General features: G+C 59.3%; 20 protein-coding genes. 12 read left to right on the top strand and 8 right to left on the bottom strand.

Features of this window, described 5'->3' with window-relative positions; genetic code table 11:
* Positions 1–45: 45 nt before the first annotated feature.
* The gene (gene gntR / locus ACZZ0A_RS18490; RefSeq protein WP_007917805.1) at positions 46–1,077 is read right to left on the bottom strand and encodes an HTH-type transcriptional regulator GntR; all 1,032 of its coding nucleotides are present in this window, start codon (positions 1,075–1,077) and stop codon (positions 46–48) included.
* 215 nt (positions 1,078–1,292) lie between these two features.
* On the opposite strand from gntR, the gene ACZZ0A_RS18485 reads away from it, so the two are divergent.
* Together ACZZ0A_RS18485 and ACZZ0A_RS18480 are read left to right on the top strand one after the other, a co-directional pair.
* Positions 1,293–1,826: a gluconokinase gene (locus ACZZ0A_RS18485; RefSeq protein WP_007917804.1), complete on the top strand. Its 534-nt coding sequence runs from the start codon at positions 1,293–1,295 to the stop codon at positions 1,824–1,826.
* 82 nt (positions 1,827–1,908) lie between these two features.
* The gene (locus tag ACZZ0A_RS18480; protein ID WP_463543559.1) at positions 1,909–3,264 is read left to right on the top strand and encodes a GntP family permease; all 1,356 of its coding nucleotides are present in this window, start codon (positions 1,909–1,911) and stop codon (positions 3,262–3,264) included.
* A 167-nt stretch (positions 3,265–3,431) separates the two neighbouring features.
* Here the strand turns inward: ACZZ0A_RS18480 and alaC are convergent, their stop codons facing one another.
* Complete coding sequence (gene alaC / locus ACZZ0A_RS18475; protein ID WP_007917802.1) at positions 3,432–4,649, bottom strand: alanine transaminase; 1,218 nt, start codon at positions 4,647–4,649, stop codon at positions 3,432–3,434.
* Between the two features lie 138 nt (positions 4,650–4,787).
* On the opposite strand from alaC, the gene ACZZ0A_RS18470 reads away from it, so the two are divergent.
* From ACZZ0A_RS18470 to ACZZ0A_RS18460, 3 genes are all read left to right on the top strand, one after another.
* A complete protein-coding gene (locus ACZZ0A_RS18470) occupies positions 4,788–5,450 on the top strand; it encodes a LysE family translocator (protein ID WP_007917797.1) in 663 nt (220 codons plus the stop codon).
* Positions 5,451–5,517: 67 nt separating this feature from the next.
* A complete protein-coding gene (locus ACZZ0A_RS18465; RefSeq protein WP_007917791.1) occupies positions 5,518–6,012 on the top strand; it encodes a GyrI-like domain-containing protein in 495 nt (164 codons plus the stop codon).
* Between the two features lie 310 nt (positions 6,013–6,322).
* Entirely contained in the window at positions 6,323–6,811 is a 489-nt protein-coding gene (locus tag ACZZ0A_RS18460; protein WP_414894733.1) for a GNAT family N-acetyltransferase, read from the top strand.
* Between the two features lie 140 nt (positions 6,812–6,951).
* Here the strand turns inward: ACZZ0A_RS18460 and ACZZ0A_RS18455 are convergent, their stop codons facing one another.
* Entirely contained in the window at positions 6,952–7,557 is a 606-nt protein-coding gene (locus ACZZ0A_RS18455; RefSeq protein ID WP_095112243.1) for a pyridoxamine 5'-phosphate oxidase family protein, read from the bottom strand.
* Positions 7,558–7,575: 18 nt separating this feature from the next.
* Positions 7,576–8,061: a GNAT family N-acetyltransferase gene (locus ACZZ0A_RS18450; protein WP_122844465.1), complete on the bottom strand. Its 486-nt coding sequence runs from the start codon at positions 8,059–8,061 to the stop codon at positions 7,576–7,578.
* A 141-nt stretch (positions 8,062–8,202) separates the two neighbouring features.
* On the opposite strand from ACZZ0A_RS18450, the gene ACZZ0A_RS18445 reads away from it, so the two are divergent.
* From ACZZ0A_RS18445 to ACZZ0A_RS18435, 3 genes are read left to right on the top strand one after another with little or no spacing between them, the layout of a single operon-like run.
* Positions 8,203–8,628, top strand: coding sequence for a YybH family protein (locus ACZZ0A_RS18445; RefSeq protein ID WP_007917780.1), 426 nt, complete (start codon positions 8,203–8,205; stop codon positions 8,626–8,628).
* Between the two features lie 40 nt (positions 8,629–8,668).
* Positions 8,669–9,013 (top strand): YciI family protein, encoded by a 345-nt coding sequence (locus tag ACZZ0A_RS18440; protein WP_463543558.1) that lies wholly within the window; start codon positions 8,669–8,671, stop codon positions 9,011–9,013.
* The gene (locus ACZZ0A_RS18435) at positions 9,006–10,247 is read left to right on the top strand and encodes an RNA polymerase sigma factor (protein WP_007917778.1); all 1,242 of its coding nucleotides are present in this window, start codon (positions 9,006–9,008) and stop codon (positions 10,245–10,247) included. The genes ACZZ0A_RS18440 and ACZZ0A_RS18435 overlap by 8 nt, the downstream gene beginning before the upstream one ends.
* Positions 10,248–10,580: 333 nt before the next feature.
* Here ACZZ0A_RS18435 and ACZZ0A_RS18430 read toward each other — a convergent pair whose 3' ends face one another.
* A complete protein-coding gene (locus tag ACZZ0A_RS18430) occupies positions 10,581–11,435 on the bottom strand; it encodes a LysR family transcriptional regulator (protein ID WP_414894730.1) in 855 nt (284 codons plus the stop codon).
* An 89-nt stretch (positions 11,436–11,524) separates the two neighbouring features.
* Here ACZZ0A_RS18430 and ACZZ0A_RS18425 point away from each other — a divergent pair, with 89 nt between their 5' ends.
* Positions 11,525–11,962 carry a multidrug/biocide efflux PACE transporter gene (locus ACZZ0A_RS18425; protein WP_447786793.1) on the top strand — a complete coding sequence of 146 codons (438 nt, stop codon included), beginning with the start codon at positions 11,525–11,527 and terminating at the stop codon, positions 11,960–11,962.
* A 60-nt stretch (positions 11,963–12,022) separates the two neighbouring features.
* On the opposite strand, the gene ACZZ0A_RS18420 is transcribed toward ACZZ0A_RS18425, so the two are convergent.
* Positions 12,023–12,781, bottom strand: a complete 759-nt coding sequence (locus ACZZ0A_RS18420) for an SDR family NAD(P)-dependent oxidoreductase (protein ID WP_414894728.1) — start codon at positions 12,779–12,781, stop codon at positions 12,023–12,025.
* Positions 12,782–12,901: 120 nt separating this feature from the next.
* Between ACZZ0A_RS18420 and ACZZ0A_RS18415 the strand changes: the two genes are divergently transcribed.
* Positions 12,902–13,798, top strand: coding sequence for a LysR family transcriptional regulator (locus ACZZ0A_RS18415; protein WP_007917769.1), 897 nt, complete (start codon positions 12,902–12,904; stop codon positions 13,796–13,798).
* Positions 13,799–13,922: 124 nt separating this feature from the next.
* Here the strand turns inward: ACZZ0A_RS18415 and ACZZ0A_RS18410 are convergent, their stop codons facing one another.
* Positions 13,923–15,536: an inorganic phosphate transporter gene (locus ACZZ0A_RS18410; protein WP_123376430.1), complete on the bottom strand. Its 1,614-nt coding sequence runs from the start codon at positions 15,534–15,536 to the stop codon at positions 13,923–13,925.
* Between the two features lie 225 nt (positions 15,537–15,761).
* Positions 15,762–16,784: a transporter gene (locus ACZZ0A_RS18405; protein ID WP_007917764.1), complete on the bottom strand. Its 1,023-nt coding sequence runs from the start codon at positions 16,782–16,784 to the stop codon at positions 15,762–15,764.
* Between the two features lie 276 nt (positions 16,785–17,060).
* Between ACZZ0A_RS18405 and ACZZ0A_RS18400 the strand changes: the two genes are divergently transcribed.
* Positions 17,061–18,683 (top strand): methyl-accepting chemotaxis protein, encoded by a 1,623-nt coding sequence (locus ACZZ0A_RS18400; protein ID WP_007917763.1) that lies wholly within the window; start codon positions 17,061–17,063, stop codon positions 18,681–18,683.
* Between the two features lie 110 nt (positions 18,684–18,793).
* The gene (locus ACZZ0A_RS18395; RefSeq protein ID WP_007917761.1) at positions 18,794–19,237 is read left to right on the top strand and encodes a hypothetical protein; all 444 of its coding nucleotides are present in this window, start codon (positions 18,794–18,796) and stop codon (positions 19,235–19,237) included.
* Positions 19,238–19,486: the final 249 nt, after the last annotated feature.

Genomic DNA, 19,486 nt, shown 5'->3' with positions numbered 1-19,486 from the left:
AACGATCGGTGAAGGGTTGTGTTTCAACTCAGCGTTTGTGAAGGGTCAGGTGCTTTCGCGGATCTTCAGTTCAAAGCCCATGTCTTCAACCGGGCGCGCGACGCTGTTACCGGCCATCAACGTCAGCATCTGCTCCGCCGCGCGCCGGCCGATCGCTTCACGCGGGGTGTTGATGCTGCTCAAGCGCGGCACCATGTGTTCGGACATCGGCAAGTCGTTGAAACCAAGAATCGCCACTTGCTCAGGAATCTTGATGCCATTGCGCAGCGCTTCCAGCAAAGCGCCCTGGGCCAAATCGTCGTTACCAAAGAAGATCGCATCGACATCCGGGTGCGCCGCGAGCAACTGCAAAAACAGTTCCCCGCCCAAGCCCACCGATGAAGAGCGAGGCGTCAGCACTTCCAGATCCGGGTCATAACGCCCGGCCTTCTGCAACGCTTTGCGAAAACCCTCACCGCGCAGCAACGTACGCTGATCGAGTTGCGCGCCAATGTAAGCCAGACGTTTGCGCCCACGGGAGAGCAAATGCTCGGCCGCCGTTTCACCGGCACTCAGTTGCGAAAATCCGACGCAATTCACCCCGGCGGCGCTGTCCAGTTCCATCATGTACACGCAGGGAATGTTGCTCGCCTCGATCATCCGTCGCGAACTTTCGGTGCGGTCAAACCCGGTCAACAAGAAACCACGCGGCTGATAGGCCATGTAGTTGCGCAGCAGGTTTTCTTCTTCATCGCGTGAATAGTGGAAGTTGCCGATCAGCACTTCGAAGCCTTTGGGCGTGAGCACCCGATGAATGGCTTCCAGCGTGTCGATAAACAAAAGGTTGGACAGCGACGGTACCAACACCACCACCGAATGGCTCTGCGCCGAGGCTAAAGCGCGGGCGGCCGGGTTGACCACATAGTTGAGTTCGAGGGCGGCTTTCTGCACTTTTTCCACCAGTTCGGTGGCCACGGTGCTGACCCCGCGCAAGGCGCGAGAAGCGGTAATCGGGCTGACACCGGCGAGGCGGGCAACTTCATTCAGGGTGGGACGGCCGGTGGTGCGGGTATTTTTATCGTTTTTAGGGGTGGTCATCGACGGCTTGCCAAACAAAAATCAAGGCACTAAGGTAGCGCTGTCCTGATGCAGCTGTAAATGCGTAAGCGAGGTCCTGCCTGATCTTCGCTTTTTGGTGTTGGGAACAAACCTGCTGCAACCCAAAAAAACGACAAGAAGGCGTCGGCAACTTCTGCCTGTGCACTAGAGTCATAGCTAGCAAAGGTAGCGCTGTCTGCGCGCTGAGGTGTTATATGAGTCATCCCATCACCGCCCTGGTCATCATGGGCGTTGCCGGTTGCGGCAAGACGTGCGTCAGCGAGGCCCTGTGCCAATTGAGCGGCGCGACTGCCATTGAAGGCGATACTTTCCATCCGGCCGCGAACATCGAAAAGATGAGCGCGGGGATCCCCCTGAACGACGACGACCGTGCCGGCTGGCTCGACAGCCTGTGCGATGAACTGCGTCGCGTCGATGCATCGGGCAAACGTCCGGTGCTGACCTGCTCGGCCCTTAAACACAGTTATCGCGAAGTGTTGCGCAGTGCCTTGCCGGGCCTGGGCTTCGTGTTTCTCGAATTGACCCCTGAAGTTGCCGCTGAGCGTGTGTCCCATCGTCCGGGCCACTTCATGCCGGCCACGCTGATCGAAAGCCAGTTCGCCACCCTCGAGTCGCCCAAGGGCGAACCGTTGACGTTGGCCCTGAATGCCTCGATCCACAGCGTTGAAGAACTGGCGTCCCAGGCTCACGTCTGGTGGCAGGCCCACGGTCTGAAACAGGCGGTATGAGTGTGTTGAAAGAGATAGCGCTGTCCTCCCGACTTCTGTTTAACCCGCTTTAATAACAACAACAATCCAGGAGACACCCCCAATGTTTGGCATGTCCCACGACGCCTACCTGCTGCTCGATGCAGTGGTCACGGTAATCGGCCTGATTATCCTGATCACCAAATTCAAGATTCACCCATTTATCTCCCTGACCATCGCTGCTGCGTTCCTCGGTCTGACCTCCGGCATGCCGATCGGCACCATCATCAAGGCGTTCCAGGACGGCTTCGGTGGCGTCCTCGGTTTCGTCGGTATCATCCTTGCGCTGGGCACCATGCTCGGCAAAATGATGGCCGAGTCGGGCGGGGCGGATCAAATCGCCCAGACCCTGATCCGTGCGTTCGGCAAAGACAAAGTCCAGTGGGCGATGATGTTCGCCGCGTTCCTGGTGGGCATCCCGCTGTTCTTCGAAATCGGCTTCGTGCTCCTGATTCCGTTGGTGTTCATCGTTGCCCGTCGCACCGGTGTGTCGATCATCAAGATCGGTATTCCGCTGCTCGCCGGCCTGTCCGCCGTGCACGGTCTGGTGCCACCGCACCCGGGCCCGCTGCTGGCCATCGGCGTGTTCGGCGCTGACATCGGCAAGACCATTCTTTACGGTCTGATCGTTGCGCTGCCGACGGCAATCATTGCCGGTCCGATCTTCGGTACGTTTATCGCCAAGCACATTCCGGGTCACCCGAATCAGGAACTGGTCGATCAACTGGCCCGTGAAAGCGACGACTCGACCAAGCTGCCAAGCTTCAGCATCACCCTGATCACCGTGCTGTTGCCGGTGTTCCTGATGCTGCTGAAAACCTTTGCTGACGTGGCGTTGCTGGACGGTCACTTCTTCCGCACCTGGATGGACATGATCGGTCACCCGATCTCGGCACTGCTGCTGGCGTTGCTGTTGTCGCTGTACACCTTCGGGCACAAGCAGGGCATCGGTTCCCAGCAAATGCTCAAGTGGCTCGACGCAAGCCTGGCGCCAACCGCGGCGATCATCCTGATTATCGGTGCTGGTGGCGGCTTCAAGCAGATGCTGGTCACCAGCGGTGTCGGCGATGTGATCGGCCACATGGCCGTTAGTGCGCAGATCTCGCCGATCCTGCTGGCGTGGCTGGTGGCGGCGGTGATCCGTATCGCGACCGGTTCGGCCACGGTGGCGACCATTACCGGCGCGGGCATTGTGGTGCCGGTGGTGGGGATGATTCCGGGTGTGAACCGTGAGCTGCTGGTACTCGCTACCGGTGCCGGTTCGTTGATTCTGTCGCACGTGAACGACGCCGGTTTCTGGCTGGTGAAGCAGTACTTCAACATGACCGTGGCCGAGACGTTCAAGACCTGGACGGCGATGGAAACCATCCTGTCCATCGTCGCGTTGGGCTTTATCCTGCTGTTGTCGCTGTTCGTTTAAGCGGCTTCTCGCAGACACAAAAAAACCGCAGCGATGCGGTTTTTTTGTGGGTGATCGTTCCCACGCTCTGCGTGGGAATGCCTCAATGGACGCTCTGCGTCCGCTTTGGGACGCGGAGCGTCCCGGGCTGCATTCCCACGCGGAGCGTGGGAACGATCAGATAGGTGTCAGGCAGTGGTTTTCGGGGCCAGGCCATCCGCCCGGAACATCCCGCGAATCCCGCGCACCGCCTGACGAATCCGGTCTTGGTTTTCGATCAGCGCAAAGCGCACGTGATCATCGCCATACTCACCAAAACCAACCCCCGGCGAGACGCAAACTTTAGCCTCGGCCAGCAATTTCTTGGCGAATTCCAGCGAACCCAGATGCGCGTACTGCTCGGGAATCTTCGCCCAGACATACATCGACGCCTTCGGGTTCTCGACCATCCAGCCCAGTTCATGCAGACCTTTGACCAGTACGTTGCGACGCTGGCGATACTGCTCGGCGATGTCGCGCACGCATTGCTGATCGCCTTCCAGCGCAGCAATCGCCGCCACCTGCAGCGGAGTGAAAGTGCCGTAGTCGTGGTAGCTCTTGATCCGCGCCAGCGCGTTGACCAGTTCCGGGTTGCCGACCATGAAACCGATGCGCCAGCCGGCCATGTTGTAGCTTTTGGACAGGGTGAAAAACTCCACCGCGATGTCCTTGGCGCCCGGCACCTGCATGATCGACGGGGCTTTCCAGCCGTCGTAGACGATGTCGGCGTAGGCCAGATCGTGAATCACCAGCACGTCGTATTGCTTGGCGAGGGCGATCACCCGTTCGAAGAAATCCAGTTCCACGCACTGCGCGGTCGGGTTCGACGGGAAGCCGAGGATCATCATTTTCGGCTTCGGAATCGAGCCACGAATCGCTCGTTCCAGTTCATCGAAGAAGTCCACGCCCGGCACCAGCGGCACCGAACGCACCTGGGCGCCGGCTATCACCGCACCGTAGATGTGAATCGGGTAACTCGGGTTCGGCACCAGTACGGTGTCGCCCTGATCGAGGGTCGCCAGCATCAAATGCGCCAGGCCTTCCTTGGAACCGATGGTGACAATGGCTTCGCTTTCCGGGTCGATATCGACCTCGTAGCGCTGCTTGTACCAATTGGAAATCGCCCGGCGCAGGCGTGGAATGCCCTTGGATGTGGAGTAACCGTGGGTGTCTTCGCGTTGCGCAACTTGCACGAGTTTTTCGACAATGTGCGGCGGCGTGGCGCCGTCGGGGTTGCCCATGCTCAAGTCGATGATGTCTTCACCACGACGACGCGCGGCCATCTTCAGCTCGGCGGTGATGTTGAAAACGTAAGGGGGGAGTCGATCTATGCGCGCAAAGCGGCGCGGCGAACCTTGTTCAGCCATTGTTGCCTCGGATACGTAAGCGCCCGGAACCGTCCGAGCGACGCTGGTCACTGCGGTGACCTGTGGCGGAAGATAAGGTCAGTGGTGGCATACTGTCCAGCCCGTTTGTAAACAATTTTGTCCCAAGGAAATCGGTAGATGGAATTCACCAGCGGCTTCTTGCTGAGCCTTTCGCTGTGCCTGGATATCGGCGTGGCCAACATCGCGATGATCACCCTGGCGATGCAGCGCGGTTACTTTCAGGGCTTCGCGCTGGGCCTCGGTACCTGTGTCGGCGACCTGATTTACGCGGTGCTGGCGCTGGCCGGCATGACGGTTTTGCTGCAATACGAAACAGTGCGCTGGGTGCTGTGGATTGGTGGTTCGGCGCTGCTGATCTACTTTGCAGCGAAGATGATTTACTCGGCGATTCACCACGAGGCGCAGTTGGCGGCCACGGCGGAAGTGGGGCAGAACTCCCATCGCAAGGAGTTCTTCCGGGGCATTTTTCTCGCGATGTCGTCGCCGAGCGCGATTCTCTGGTTCGCTGCTGTTGGCGGTACGTTGATCGCCCGTTCCGGTGGCGGTGGGCCGGTGAGTTCGGCGCTGTTCCTTGGCGGATTCCTTTGCGCCGGGCTGCTGTGGTCGGCGGGTTTATGCTTTGCCGCGAGCCATGGTGGCAAGCTGTTGGGCGATAAGCTGTTGCGCTATTCCTACCTGGCATCTGCAGCGATCTTCTGCTATTTCGCGGTGTACGTGATCGTATCTGGCTATAACGAATTTGTCGGTTCCGGCGCCGTCGAGCAGTTGCACGCGCTGTAAACGTGCGAATCGGCTTTGGCTTTCTATACTCCCAGCCGAACCCCTCTTTTGTTCCAGGAGTCGAGTCATGGATGAGCAAAAACGCGTCGAAGTGGCTGAACCTCGCTTCGAACATGGACACTTCCTGCTGATTGCAGGTTTTCGCGGTCGATTTACCCAAGACACAGCCAAAGACATTCCGGCGCTGTGGGAAAAGTTCTTGCCGCACCTGGGAAAGATCCAAGGGCAAAAGAACGAAGTGACCTACGGTGTTTGCTGCAATTTCGACGGCAAGGGTGGCTTCGATTACATCGCCGGGGTGGAAATCAGCAAGCTTGATGACCTCGATCAGAAGGTCTATCAGTGGGTGGAAGTGCTGCCCCGGCAATACGCGGTGTTCGAGCACAAGGGACCGCTCGATCAATTGCCGCAAACCCTGCAATACATCTACAAAACCTGGTTGCCGAGCTCTCACTACGTGGAGCTCAACGCCCCGGAACTCGAGCGTTACAGCGCCGACTTCAACCCGAAGGAGCACACCGGCAAACTGGAAATCTGCGTGCCTGTCGATACCAAGGTTTGAGCGGACAAGCATGAGGCGGATCCATGTCCGCCTCATGCTTTCAACGCTGTTTACGTCGCGCCCGCAACAGGTCGATGCCCAAGGTGATAAAGCCGAAAGTACTGATGCCCAACACCATCAACAGGCCGATTTCAACGCTGCTCATAAGCGGTTTCCCCCAAGGGTGATCAGAGACACACCGCAGAAATAGCCCGCTCCGACCGCGAAGAAAAGCGCTTATACGCAAGCTTTACGCCGCCCGTGCGCATCGATATGCAGGCCTTATTCCTTTATGCTTTCGGCACTTTCTTCTGCTGATTTCCGAGCCGCCATGAACACCCTCATCCGCAACGTCACCGCCGCCGACCTGGACCGCTGCTACGCCATCGAAACCGTTGCCTATGAAGGCGACGAAGCGGCGACCCGCGAGAAGATCGCCACGCGCATCGCCACCTGGCCGGAAGGCTTCGTGGTGGCCGAAGTGGATGGCGTCGTCGCAGGCTTCATCAATTCCGGCGCGGCGTTTGATGTGCAGATGTCGGACGAGGCGTTCAAGGAACTGATCGGCCACGACCCGAAAGGGCCGAACGTGGTGATCATGTCGGTGGTGGTGCACCCGGATTATCAGGGGCAGGGGCTGGCCAAGCGCTTGATGGGCGAGTTCATTGAACGTATGCGCGGGATGGATAAAGCGACGATTCATTTGATGTGCAAGGAACAGCACATTCCGTTGTATGCCGGGTTTGGTTTTGCCTACATCAAACCGTCGGAGTCGGATCACGGCGGCATGGCGTGGCACGAGATGATCCTGACCCTCTAACCCATTTCTTCCTGTCAATGATCGTTCCCATGCTCCGCGTGGGAATGCAGCCGGGGACGCTCTGCGTCCCAAAATCGTGACGCAGAGCGTCACAAGAGGCATTCCCACGCAGAGCGTGGGAACGATCATTCACGGGAGGGTCAGTAAAGGGTGTCGCTTACCCGTTTCGGCGCTTCGCGGTCGTAGGTTTCGGCGTCGAACTCGCCATCATTCAGGCGCTTGTGGAAGGCGCCAGCAGAGGGCAGGGCTGAGCGCGGCAAGTGCGTTTCCGGGTTCCACGCATCGGAGCGGACGAAGGCTTTCGAGCAATGAAAGAACGCCGCCTCCACTGTCACCAGCAACACCGTTTTCGCCGGTTTGCCATTCACCGCAAAGCTTTCCAGCAACTGTGGATCTGCACTGATCGTCGCTGTGCCATTGACCCGCAACGTTTCACCAATCCCCGGAATGATGAACAGCAACGACACCCGCGAATCCTGCAGCACATTGCGCAAGGTATCGATGCGGTTATTGCCCGGGCGATCCGGCAGCGCGAGCGTGCGCTCATCAATGATCCGCACAAACCCGGCTTTGTCACCGCGCGGCGAATTATCCAGGCCATCGGCGCCCACCGAGCTGACGATCACCAGCGGCGAAACCCGCACCATCGCCTGATAATCCTCGTTGAGAAAACCGATCTGCTTGCGCACCGCCCGCTCGTGGGGCAATCCGTAAATAGCTTCCAGTGCTTCGATTGAATCGATCATCGTGCTTCCCTCGATGACTTAGAAAAACAGCCCCATGCGCCGCTCATAACCGATTCGGCCCTTGTACGCTTCTCCGCTGTCGACGTAACCATGTTTGGCGTACAGCGCGATCGCCGCGTCGTTATCGGCATCCACTGACAACTCTAACCCTTTGATCTCCGGCCACGCCTGACGCGCAACCTCGGGCAGTGCTTGCAGACACGCCTTGCCGTAACCCTTGCCCTGCGCCCTGCGATCAACCTGCAACGCATGCAAGGTGGCGCTATGTTCATTGGCCCAGGCCGGCAACACCGGCGGGCGTTTGAGCAGCAGAAACGCCACCGGCACTTCATCCGCCAACAGGGCAAAACCCTTCACGCCGGGGCCGGGCTTCGACAGCAGCGTGTGCAACGCACCATGAATATCGCCAGAGAACTTGATCTGCTCGGCATGGATTTCAATCGCCTCGACTTGCTCACGCTGCAAGGCGTTGAGGCTGTCGTACGGCACGAGTTGGGCTGACACGGGAATTTCCTTTTTCCTACAAAGATGAGCCTCGGATTCTAGCGATTTTGTCTTCTGTAGAATTTTTTTGTTTGCTCTGTCGATCTGCCGGTTCACCAAGCGACTAAGAGTGTCTTCACAACAAAAACCACGGAGAACAGCATGAGCGCACAATCTGAAATCCAGACCCTGATCAACACCTACCGCGAAGCCGTCATGACCAAGGACGTGGAGAAAGTCATGGCGTTGTATGCCGACGACATCGTCTCCTTCGACGCGATCAAAGCCCTGCAATTCAAAGGCAAAGCCGCCTACCGCGCGCACTGGGTCGACTGCATGGAAATGTGCCCCGGCCCGCACATTTTCGAGTTCCACGAAATCGCCATCGAAAGCGCCGACAACATCGCCTTTGCGCACTGGGTGGCCAACTGCGGTGGCACCAATGAGAAAGGCGAAACCCAGAGCTGCTGGATGCGCGTCACCGCCTGCTATCGGCAGGTTGGCGGGGCCTGGAAAATCGTCCACGAACACTGGTCGGCACCGTTCGATCCGATGAGCGGCGCGACCCTGTTTGATGTACAGCCCTGATCTTCAGCCATAGTTGAACCGTCCGCTTCAGGAGAACGCCATGAAGTATTTATGCCTGGTCTATAGCGATGAGCGCCTGCTGCATTCGTCGCCCGACAGCCCGAAAGACGCTGAGTGCTGGGCGTACGCCGAGTCGATTCAGGGCAGCGGGCGGATGGTTGCTGCCGAGGCTCTGGAGTCGGTGCAGACCGCCACCACGGTGCGCATGCGCAACGGCAAACTGTCGATTACCGACGGCCCGTTCGCCGAAACCAAGGAGCAACTGGCCGGTTTCTACCTGATCGACGCCAAGGACCTCAACGAAGCGCTTCAGGTCGCCGGCAACATTCCGGCGGCGCGGGTCGGCAGCGTTGAAGTACGCCCGGTGCGACAGTTGAATGTCTGAGGTTCGGGCGCGGGTCGAGCAGGTCTATCGCGAAGACTCGCGGCGGATTCTGGCGACACTGATTCGCCTGCTCGGCGATTTCGACCTCGCCGAAGAAGCCTTGCACGAGGCGTTCTTCGTCGCGGTCGAACGCTGGCAGCGCGACGGCGTACCGGACAATCCGCGCACCTGGCTGGTGTCGACCGGGCGCTTCAAGGCGATTGATGTGTTGCGTCGACGTGCACGCTTCAAAGCTTCACAGCCCTTGCTGTTGGCGCAGTTGGAAGAACTTGAGCAGGCCGACTGGAGTGGCGAGGACGTGGAAGACGATCGTCTGCGGCTGATCTTCACCTGTTGTCACCCGGCGCTGGCGGCGGATGCGCAAGTGCCGCTGACCTTGCGCGAAGTCTGCGACCTGACCACCGAGGAAATCGCTCGCGCCTTTCTCTGCGCGCCAGCGGCGATTGCCCAGCGCATCGTGCGGGCGAAAGCCAAGATCCGTGATGCGAAAATCCCTTATCAAGTACCGAGCCTGAGCGAATTGCCCGAACGCCTCGACAGCGTGTTGCGGGTGATTTATCTGGTGTTCAACGAGGGGTATTCGGCGTCGATTGGCGCGGAGTTGATCCGTGAGGATCTGACGCGTGAGGCGATCAGGTTGGGGCGGTTGTTGATGGAGTTGTTGCCGGAGCCGGAGGTCATGGGGTTGTTGGCGATGATGCTGTTGCACGAATCACGGCGACCGGCGCGGACTTCGCCGAGTGGTGAACTGGTGCTGCTGGATGATCAGGATCGTGCCTTGTGGGATGCCGGGTTGATTGCCGAAGGGTGTGCGCTGGTTGAGCGTGCGCTGACCACGCGGCGGTTTGGGCCGTATTGTCTGCAAGCGGCGATTGCCGCGGTGCATGCCGAGGCGCCGTCAGCGGCGGAGACGGATTGGGCGCAGATCGTCGGGCTGTATGACGTACTGCTGCGCGCGGTGCCCTCGCCAGTGATTGAATTGAATCGAGCGGTCGCGGTGGCCAAGCGCGACGGGGCGCTATCCGGGTTGAGTCTGATTGAAGGAATTTTGGCGCGCGGCGAATTGCAGGATTACCACTTGGCGCATTCTGCGCGGGCGGAGTTTTGTCGGCAGTTGGGCCGGGTGGAGGAGGCGCGGGCGGCGTATTTGCGGGCGTTGGAGCTTACGCGGCAGGAACCGGAGCGGCGGTTTATTGAAGGGCGGCTTTCGGCGCTGGAATTGCCCTCACCCTAGCCCTCTCCCAGAGGGAGAGGGGACTGATTGGGGGATATTGGAGAATTTCACCGACTTGAACGATCGGCTTTGAATCCAGAATCGATCCAGTCTGGTCGAGGTTAAGGCCGCAATGAATCCAGAATCGACCCAATCTGGTTGAGCTTTAAGGTCGCAGTGAATCCAGAATCGATCCAGTGTGGTCGAGGTTTAAGGTCGCAATGAATCCATAATCGACTCGGTCTTTCAGGTCGATGTCTGACGCAAGACACCTCGGTCGGCTCCCTCTCCCTCCGGGAGAGGGCTGGGGTGAGGGGCTTTTGACTTCAGGCTTGCCAGCGATCAGCAGCGCCGTTATTCCAGCATCTTGCTCAATAACCAACTCCCCGCCGGCCCCGGTGGATAAAGCCGCGACCACAACGCATCAACAAACACCGGCTTAGGCCAGCCGCGCACCTTCAACTCCACCAGCAAATCATTGCCATAACGTTGCGCCAGCCAACGCGGCAGCGGCGCCCAGCCAAAACCCTTTTCGGCCATTTCCAGCAGCATCAGATAACTTGGTGCCGACCACACGCGACCTTTGCCGCGGCTGTCATACGGATTGACGATGGTCGCCAGGCGCAATTCACGGTGCTGTTCCAGGATCTGCTGATCAATGTGACCAAGCCTGGCCAGCGCATGGTCGCGATTGACGAACAAGGCGATTTCCGTGCGCTCGGCCACTGTCGACGTCACCAGATCCGGCGGGTAGTTCTCTTGCATCTCAGCGAAGGCCAAGTGCGCGCGACCGCGTTGCACCAGCTCAATCAAGTCATCGCATTCGGCAATCAGGCATTCCAGTTCCAGATCCGGATAACGCTGCTCAAACCCGACCAGCGCCGCTTCAAAACGGTACGACTGATACGTGTCGGAAATCGCCACCGTCAGCTTCGGTTCGACGCCTTGGGACAACTGTCGTGCGGTCATTTCCAGGCGACTGCTGGCCGCCAGAATCGCCTCGGCGCGTTGCAGCATCACATGCCCGGCCGGGGTCAGCGTCGGTTTACGACTGCTGCGATCAAACAACTGCAGGTCCAGATCGATCTCAAGACTGGCCACTGCCGCGCTGATGGTCGACTGACTGCGCCCGAGTTTGCGTGCCGCTGCGGAAAACGAGCCTTGGGTGGCTGCCTGGACAAATGCCAACAGCACTTCTTGCGAAATCATCAACTATCGCCTTGATCGATGGTTATTGGTTATGAAGTATCGATTCGAGCATAGATCATGGCAATCATATTCACTCAAGGACTCAGGCCATGACTGCCCACAAATCCATCTCTGAACGTATTTTCCAGGCCATCGGTTTCGAACTGCTGGCCATCCTGATCTGCACACCGTTGCTGGCGTGGATCATGCAAAAACCGATGCTGGAAATGGGCGCGGTGACGGTGTTGATCGCCCTGTTGGCGCTGGGTTGGAACGTGGTGTTCAACCGCTTCTTTGATCGTATGCTTGCGCGCATGAACGTTGCGCACAATGCTTGGGTGCGAGTGGTACACGCGCTGCTGTTCGAGGGTGGTTTGATCGTAATGGGCGTGCCACTGATTGCCTGGTGGTTGTCGGTCAGCCTGTGGCAGGCGTTTTTGCTCGACATCGGCGTGTTGCTGTTCTTTCTGCCGTACACCTACGTGTATCACTGGGGCTATGACGTAGTGCGCGAGCGCTTCATGACCCGTAATGCCTGCCAGAACTAATCTCGATCCCCGTGTAGGAGCCTTCGGCAGCTCCTACATGTGAAGGTGTTTCAGCGTTGGTTAGAGGAACATGCCGCCGGATGCCTCAACCCGCTGGCCATTGATCCACTGTCCACCCGGCGACAGCAGCAACGCCAACGCCCCGCCAATATCGTCCGGTTGCCCGGCACGGCCCAGCGCGGTATTGCTGGCGACCATCGCATTCACTGCTGAGTTGTCGCGTACTGCGCCACCACCGAAGTCCGTTTCAATCGCCCCCGGCGCAAGAATGTTCACGCCAATCTGCCGCGCACCCAGCTCTTTGGCCTGATAACGGGTCAGCACTTCCATCGCGCCTTTCATCGCCGCATAAGCGCCGTAACCCGGCAGGCTGAAACGGGTCAGGCCGCTGGAAATATTGATGATCCGGCCGCCGTCGTTAATCAGTGGCAGCAATTGTTGGGTCAGGAAGAACGGCCCTTTCAACTGGATGTTCATCAGCAGATCGAACTGCTCCGGCGTGGTTTCGGCAAACAGGGCATGCACGCCGATCCCGGCGTTGTTGATCAGGAAGTCAAAACGCTGACGGTCGAACGTCTGCTGCAATGCCTGCTCAACACGTATACCAAAATCGGCAAAGGTTTCGCTGCGGCCGACGTCCAGTTGCAGCATCACGGCTTTCGCGCCGAGTGCCTGCAGTTCGGTTACCAGTGCCTGGGCTTCATCGGCGCGGCTGTTGTAGGTGCCGATGATGTCGATGCCTTGAGCGGCAAGATGCAGTGCGGCGTTTTTACCGAGGCCACGGCTGGCGCCGGTGATCAATGCGATTTTACGGTTCATAGGGACTTCCTCGATTGCAGTGATTGGTGATGGGCTCAGTTTATTTATCCGTCCTGAGGTGATAAACAGAGTGAATCCGGAATCACTGATCGGCTCAGCCGAACAATCTACGAGCGGCCCATGAACAAACTGGAACTGCTGCGCACCTTCGTCAGGGTCAGCGAGCTGTCGAGTTTCACCCTCGCTGGCGAGAGCTTGGGCTTACCGCGCTCGACCGTGTCCGAACACGTGCAAGCGCTGGAAGCACTGCTCGGTACACGCCTGCTGCAACGCACCACGCGCAAGGTTCAGGCGACGCAGGACGGTTTGGTGTTATACGAACGCAGCAAGGACCTGCTCTCGCACATGGACGAGATCGAAGGCCTGTTTCGCCAGGACGAAGCGTCGTTGACCGGGCGCATTCGGGTCGACATGCCGAACATTCTCGCGCGGCGCCTGATCATGCCGCGCTTGCCACAGTTCATGGAGCGTCATCCGAATCTGGAGCTGGAAATCAGCAGCACCGATCGCCGTGTTGATCTGCTCAGCGAAGGCTTCGATTGTGTGGTGAGGATTGGCGCGCAGCCGGATCAATCGGTGGTGGCGCGGCACCTCGGTGACTTTCCCATGGTTAACTGCGCCAGCCCGGCCTACCTTGAGCGCTACGGGGTGCCGCAGACCCTGGAAGATCTCGCGCAGCATCGGCTGGTGCATTACGTCGGCGTGCTCGGCTCGCGTTCGGAAGGTTTTGTGTACGAGGAGGGCGGTCAGGTTAAACGCTTGCCGATGGCAGGCAGCATTACGGTCAACAGCACCGACGCTTACGAGTCGGCGTGCCTCGGTGGATTTGGTCTGACGCAGGTGCCGCGTACCGGCATGCAGCCGCATCTGGATAACGGCGAACTGGTGACTGTGTTGCCGCAATTCACCGCGCCAGCGATGGGGATTTCATTGTTGTATGCGCGGCAACGGCATTTGCCATTGCGGGTCAGGGTGTTTATGGATTGGCTCGGCGATCTGATTCGCTCCGCGCTCTGAACCTGATCACCGGTCAAAACTGTAGGAGTGAGCCTGCTCGCGATAGCGGTGTGTCAGTTTAATCAATGTTGACTGATACACCGCTATCGCGAGCAGGCTCACTCCTACAGGGGGTCTTCGTCCGTTAGAAAATTTGGGTGAACAGCCAGTAGAGGCTGCCCGACAGCAGAATGGCGGCGGGCAGCGTCAGCACCCACGCCATCAACAGATTGCGGATGGTCTTCATCTGCAACCCGCCGCCATTGGCGACCATGGTCCCGGCCACACCCGAGGACAAAACATGGGTCGTCGACACCGGCAAACCAAACATGTCCGCCGCACCGATGGTCAGCATCGCCACGGTTTCCGCCGAGGCGCCCTGCGCATAGGTCAGATGGGTCTTGCCGATCTTCTCGCCGACCGTCACCACAATCCGTTTCCAGCCAACCATGGTGCCCAACCCGAGCGCGATGGCCACGGCGATTTTCACCCACAGCGGAATAAACCGCGTGGCGTTGTCGATCTGCTGTTTGAACAACTGCAGTTTGCCGCTGGTGTCGGCGTCGAAATTGCCGACCTTGTTCTTGTCCATCAGGCGAATGCTTTCGCTGGCCAGGTACATGTCGTTACGCACGTTGCCCATGGCTTCGGCCGGGACTTTCGCCAGCGAACCGTAGCCTTTGACCTCTTCGCCGATGTGCCCGGTGAGGGCGGCAAGGGCGGGGATCAGTTGTGGCGTGGCGTCCTTGCTGCGCACGTAATCGGAGAGCACCGCACGCGGATCGGCGGGCGTCGGCAGCGGTGCACTTTTCACCAGCGCTTGCTGGGTGACTTGCGCCACGGCGGCAAACTGCAGCGATTGTTCTTCCGGCATGGTGCGGTTCAAGGCGTAAGCCATCGGCAGCGTGCCGACCAGAATCAGCATGATCAGGCCCATGCCTTTCTGGCCGTCGTTGGAGCCGTGAGCGAAGGACACGCCGGTGCAGGTCAGAATCAGCAACCCGCGAATCCACCATGGCGGCGGGGTGTTGCCTTCCGGGGCCTTGTACAGCGAACGATTTTTCACGAACGCGCGTAGCGCCAACAGCAACAGCGCCGCGCAACCGAAACCCACCAGCGGCGAGAGCAACAAGGCGTATCCAATCTTGGTCGCCTGCGCCCAGTCGACCCCGCTGGTGCCGTCACGGCCGTGCATCAAGGCATTCGCCACGCCGACGCCGATGATTGAACCGATCAAAGTGTGTGACGACGACGCCGGCAAACCCAGCCACCAGGTGCCGAGGTTCCACAGGATCGCCGCGATCAGCAGGGCGAAAATCATCGAGAAACCGGCGGAAGAACCGACCTGCAGAATCAATTCCACCGGCAGCAAAGCGATGATGCCGAACGCCACCGCGCCGCTCGAAAGCAGCACGCCGAGGAAGTTGAAGAAACCCGACCAGACCACCGCCACGTTCGGCGGCAGCGAGTGGGTGTAGATCACCGTCGCGACGGCGTTGGCGGTGTCGTGGAAACCGTTGACGAACTCAAAGCCCAGGGCAATCAGCAGCGCCACACCGAGCAACAGAAACGGCGTCCACGTGGTGACCACCGTGCCGAGTTCGTGCATGTCGTGCATCAGGCTGTAGGCGGTGAACAGCATCCCCATGGCCAACACGGCGAAAAAGATCACGTAGGTGAACGGACCGGTTTTCTTGTCGAGGGCTGGCCTGCCACTGTGGGCGGACGCGGGGCTGACGGTCAGGGAGGGAGTAGCCATGGCAGGACAATCCTGAGCGAGGGAAGGAATGTCGCCCATGATCGTTGCAGAATGTTACAGAGAGACTGCGCCATGTCAGTGTTTGGCTGAATACCCCAACCGTCGGTCTTCTGCTCGTTCCCACGCTCTGCGTGGGAATGACGCCCGGGACGCTCCGCGTCCCCTGTGACGCAGAGCGTCACTCGATGCATTCCCACGCAGAGCATGGGAACGAGCGTTGAGGCGTCAATAATCCCCGCGCTTGCGAAACGCCCAACGCCCGGCAATCACGGTAAACGTCGCCACCAGTGCGACCAAAATCCAGAACCCTTCCGGATCCTGCGACAACGGCACCCCGCCCACATTCATCCCGAAAAAACCGGCAATGATGTTGATTGGCAACGCAAGCACAGTCACCACCGTCAAAGTAAACAGCGTGCGGTTGCTCTGTTCGTTGAGGTTGGCGGCGATCTCTTCCTGCAGCAGTTTGATCCGCTCACCCAGTGCAGTGAGGTCGTTGATGATCAGCGCAAACTCCTCGGTGGATTTGCGCAGTTCCTTGACGTCCTCCTTCTGCAACCAGGGCGGCGGCCGATTGAGCAAACGCAATAACGAACCCGGCTCCAGCGCCAACAGCCGTTGCAGACGCACCAGCACCCGCCGGTTGGCGCCGAGTTCGGCACGGTTGGTCGACAGCCGCGAGGAGAGCAATTCATCCTCGACCTGATCGACGCTCATGCTGGTCTTGCGCACGATCTGCGTCAGCACTTCGCCTTGATCGCGCAGCAGATGCACAAGCAGTTCCGAGGGGGAACGAAAGCGCTCGCCGGCCTTCACCGACGAGCGCAGTTTGTCCACCGAATGCAGCGGTTGCAGACGCGCACTGACGATCAGTTTGCTGCGCACACAAACCCACAGCGTCGACACGTCCGAGGAGACCATGCTGCTGAGGTTGAACACCACATCGTTGACCACCGCCAGCAACGCCGAATCGACATGCTCGATGCGCGTCGAGCGCGAGCCTTCGTGCAGCGCCTCGAAAAACTCTTCGGGCAATTGCAGATGACTTTTCATCCAGCGCTCGCACGCCGCATGCGCCAGATTGAGGTGCAGCCAAAGGAATTCACCGCTGTCGCTGTCGTCCTGCAAACAGCGCAACGCTGTGGCCGAATCGACTTCGCGACCACGTTCGCCGGGCAGGAAGCGATAGCCGTAGAGCAGGCCAAACAGATCAGGATCGCGATGACTGATGTCGAGGCTGTGGTTCATGGAGGCTCGCTGCGAGGAGGGTGCGTCGGTACGCAAATGGCAGGTTCACTGAGCCGCATCATCGCAATGTCACATGACGTTTATGTGACAGCAAAGTGACGTCAAATCAGCGACTTACCGACGGTCGGATTTTCTTCAAGAAGCGATATGGCGCGCCGATCACCGGTGCGTTAGGTTGCGCGCTATTGGCCATGAGCCAAGGCTCGCCGACATGGATGTCCGGCAAAATTTCACGCCTTACCGGGCGTGCCTCATCCTTGTCCTGAGTATCTTTCGATGCTGCAAAAATCCCTGAGAACGCAAATTCTCGCTCTGCTGAGCGGCAGCCTGTTGGCGGTGCTGTTGATTGCCCTGGCCTGTTTTCATTTCCTGTCCAACGGCGTGCAGAGTTACAGCCAGTTGATCGCCGGTCCCTTGCACACGTCGCAATTGATCGATGAGGCCAACCTGCAATTCAAGGTGCAGGTGCAGGAATGGAAAAACGTGTTGTTGCGCGGCAAGCAGCCGGCGGATCTGGCCAAGTACTGGGGGCAGTTCGAAGACCGTCAGCGCGATGTGCAGAACATCCTCGGTGAACTGGCCGGCCAGAAAGGTCTCGAGCCGAGCCTGAAAAACCGCATCGAACGTTTGCGTGATGAGCATCGTCAGTTGGGTTCTGCCTATCAGAAGGGCCGCGATGCCTACGTGGCTGCCGGTGGTGATCCGACGGCAGGTGACGCGGCGGTCAAAGGCGTTGACCGTGCCGCCAGCGATCAGATGAGCGAACTGGTCGCCGAGTTGCGCAAGCAAGGCACCGCGCAGTCGGCGCTGATCAGTGCCGAGGCTGATCGCACTGTGTGGCTGGGGCTGTTGGTGATGCTCGCGTCGGGCCTGTTGATCGGCCTGCTCAGCCTGTGGCTGGTCAACCGCAACCTGGTCGAGCCGATCCGCAAGCTCATCGATTACGTCACCCAATTGAGTCGCGGCAAACTGGCCGAACGTGTGGTCAGCGACCGTCAGGATGAACTGGGCAATCTCGCTGCTGCCGCCAACACCTTGCGTGATTTTCTCGCCGAAACCTTCACCCGTCTGCAGCGCAGCGCCAGTGATCTGGACAGCGCCAGCGGCGAGTTGAACGCGATCGCCACGACCATGGCTGGCGGCACCAACGAGCAGTTCAACCGCACCGATCAAGTCGCTACGGCCATGAACGAAATGTCCGCCACCGCGCAGGAAGTGGCGCGTCACGCCGCCGATGCCGCGCGTGCGGCCGACGATGCTGATCAGTCCGCCCAACAGGGTGAAAAGGTCATGCAGAGCACCATCCACTCGATCACGCAGATGCGCGGCGAAATCGCCAATACCGCCACGGTGATTCGTCGTCTGGAAGCCGACAGCGGCCGCATCGGCAAGGTGCTGGAAGTGATTCGCGGCATCGCCGAGCAGACCAATCTGCTGGCACTCAACGCCGCGATTGAAGCGGCGCGGGCCGGTGAGGCCGGGCGTGGTTTTGCGGTGGTTGCCGATGAAGTGCGCAACCTCGCACAACGCACAGCCGAGTCGATCATCGAGATCAACCAGATCATTCAGAGCGTGCAGACCGGCGCGGTGGATGCGGCGCAAGCCATCGACAGCGGCCAGACGCGCAGTGATGAAAGCGTTGAGCAAGTAACCCAGGCCGGTGCGATGCTGGAGCGCATCACCCACGCAGTGGAAGCGATTCGCGACATGAACCGTCAGATCGCCACCGCTGCGGAAGAGCAGACCTCGGTGGCCGAGGACATCTCGCGCAACCTCACCGAGATCACGTCGATCGCCAGCACCAACCTCGACAATGTGCAGCGCACTGAAAGCGCCAGTCAGAACCTGCATAGCCTGTCGGGGCAGTTGAACGAAGTCACCGCGCGCCTCAGCGCCTGAGGTCATTGAACGTGTACCGATTCGGATACCGAGTCGGTACACAGTCGATCTCAAATTGATGCAGCCATGGTCGATGACCGGTTATCTATCACCGGCATTGGAGCCTTTCCATGGTCAGCATTACTTCAGTTTCGATCAATCAGACCGTCACGACACCCACCAGTAAAACCGCAATCAGCGACGTCGGTGACGAGACCTCGACCACGGCAGCCGCCAGCACTGGCGTGAAAGCGGACACCAGCAAAGTGGCTGCGGGCGGTGGTGCGGCACCCGCGGGTGACAGCGATTCCAGCAGTGAAGAATCGGATTCGGTGAAGGAACTGCGCAAGCAGATTGCCGAACTGCAGAAGCAATTGCAGGAGGAGCAGCAAGCGTTGCAAGCGGCGCAGGCGAAGCAGGAAAGTTCTGATGCCAAGGCTGCCGAAGTAGCCGCTGCGCAAGCGCAGATCACCGCTACCTCGGCGTCCCTGTCAACCGCTACCGCCTCACTGTTGCAGGCGTTGCAGGATTCCGATTCGAGCACCTCGGGTTCGCTGGTCAGCACCTCGGCGTGATGCCCTTTTCCCTCACCCTAGCCCTCTCCCAAGGGAGAGGGAACTGACCGTGGTGACTATTTGAGGTACGCCGACCTGAAATATCGAGGCGCATTCAGGTCTTGAGTAACCCCCGATCGGCTCCCTTTCCCCCTCGCCCCCTTTGGGGGCGGTCCGACGTTTCGGGAGGGCTGGGGTGAGGGGGAGAAAATCTCACTGGCAACACATCAACCAAGCCAAACACCAGACACAAAAAAAGCCGCACGATCT

Source organism: Pseudomonas sp. AC242 (genome assembly GCF_979258655.1).
The sequence above is the reverse complement of the archived record's forward strand: the minus strand, read 5'-3'. Positions and strand labels throughout refer to the sequence as shown.

Coding starts and splice junctions, on each gene's coding strand:
- ACZZ0A_RS18440 (WP_463543558.1), top strand. CDS start 8,669: ATGAAGTATTTATGCCTGGTCTATAGCGATGAGCGCCTGCTGCATTCG.
- ACZZ0A_RS18430 (WP_414894730.1), bottom strand. CDS start 11,435: ATGATTTCGCAAGAAGTGCTGTTGGCATTTGTCCAGGCAGCCACCCAA.
- ACZZ0A_RS18480 (WP_463543559.1), top strand. CDS start 1,909: ATGTTTGGCATGTCCCACGACGCCTACCTGCTGCTCGATGCAGTGGTC.
- ACZZ0A_RS18455 (WP_095112243.1), bottom strand. CDS start 7,557: ATGATCGATTCAATCGAAGCACTGGAAGCTATTTACGGATTGCCCCAC.
- ACZZ0A_RS18415 (WP_007917769.1), top strand. CDS start 12,902: ATGAACAAACTGGAACTGCTGCGCACCTTCGTCAGGGTCAGCGAGCTG.
- ACZZ0A_RS18395 (WP_007917761.1), top strand. CDS start 18,794: ATGGTCAGCATTACTTCAGTTTCGATCAATCAGACCGTCACGACACCC.
- ACZZ0A_RS18405 (WP_007917764.1), bottom strand. CDS start 16,784: ATGAACCACAGCCTCGACATCAGTCATCGCGATCCTGATCTGTTTGGC.
- ACZZ0A_RS18435 (WP_007917778.1), top strand. CDS start 9,006: ATGTCTGAGGTTCGGGCGCGGGTCGAGCAGGTCTATCGCGAAGACTCG.
- ACZZ0A_RS18460 (WP_414894733.1), top strand. CDS start 6,323: ATGAACACCCTCATCCGCAACGTCACCGCCGCCGACCTGGACCGCTGC.
- ACZZ0A_RS18420 (WP_414894728.1), bottom strand. CDS start 12,781: ATGAACCGTAAAATCGCATTGATCACCGGCGCCAGCCGTGGCCTCGGT.
- ACZZ0A_RS18470 (WP_007917797.1), top strand. CDS start 4,788: ATGGAATTCACCAGCGGCTTCTTGCTGAGCCTTTCGCTGTGCCTGGAT.
- ACZZ0A_RS18465 (WP_007917791.1), top strand. CDS start 5,518: ATGGATGAGCAAAAACGCGTCGAAGTGGCTGAACCTCGCTTCGAACAT.
- alaC (WP_007917802.1), bottom strand. CDS start 4,649: ATGGCTGAACAAGGTTCGCCGCGCCGCTTTGCGCGCATAGATCGACTC.
- ACZZ0A_RS18485 (WP_007917804.1), top strand. CDS start 1,293: ATGAGTCATCCCATCACCGCCCTGGTCATCATGGGCGTTGCCGGTTGC.
- ACZZ0A_RS18410 (WP_123376430.1), bottom strand. CDS start 15,536: ATGGCTACTCCCTCCCTGACCGTCAGCCCCGCGTCCGCCCACAGTGGC.
- gntR (WP_007917805.1), bottom strand. CDS start 1,077: ATGACCACCCCTAAAAACGATAAAAATACCCGCACCACCGGCCGTCCC.
- ACZZ0A_RS18445 (WP_007917780.1), top strand. CDS start 8,203: ATGAGCGCACAATCTGAAATCCAGACCCTGATCAACACCTACCGCGAA.
- ACZZ0A_RS18425 (WP_447786793.1), top strand. CDS start 11,525: ATGACTGCCCACAAATCCATCTCTGAACGTATTTTCCAGGCCATCGGT.
- ACZZ0A_RS18400 (WP_007917763.1), top strand. CDS start 17,061: ATGCTGCAAAAATCCCTGAGAACGCAAATTCTCGCTCTGCTGAGCGGC.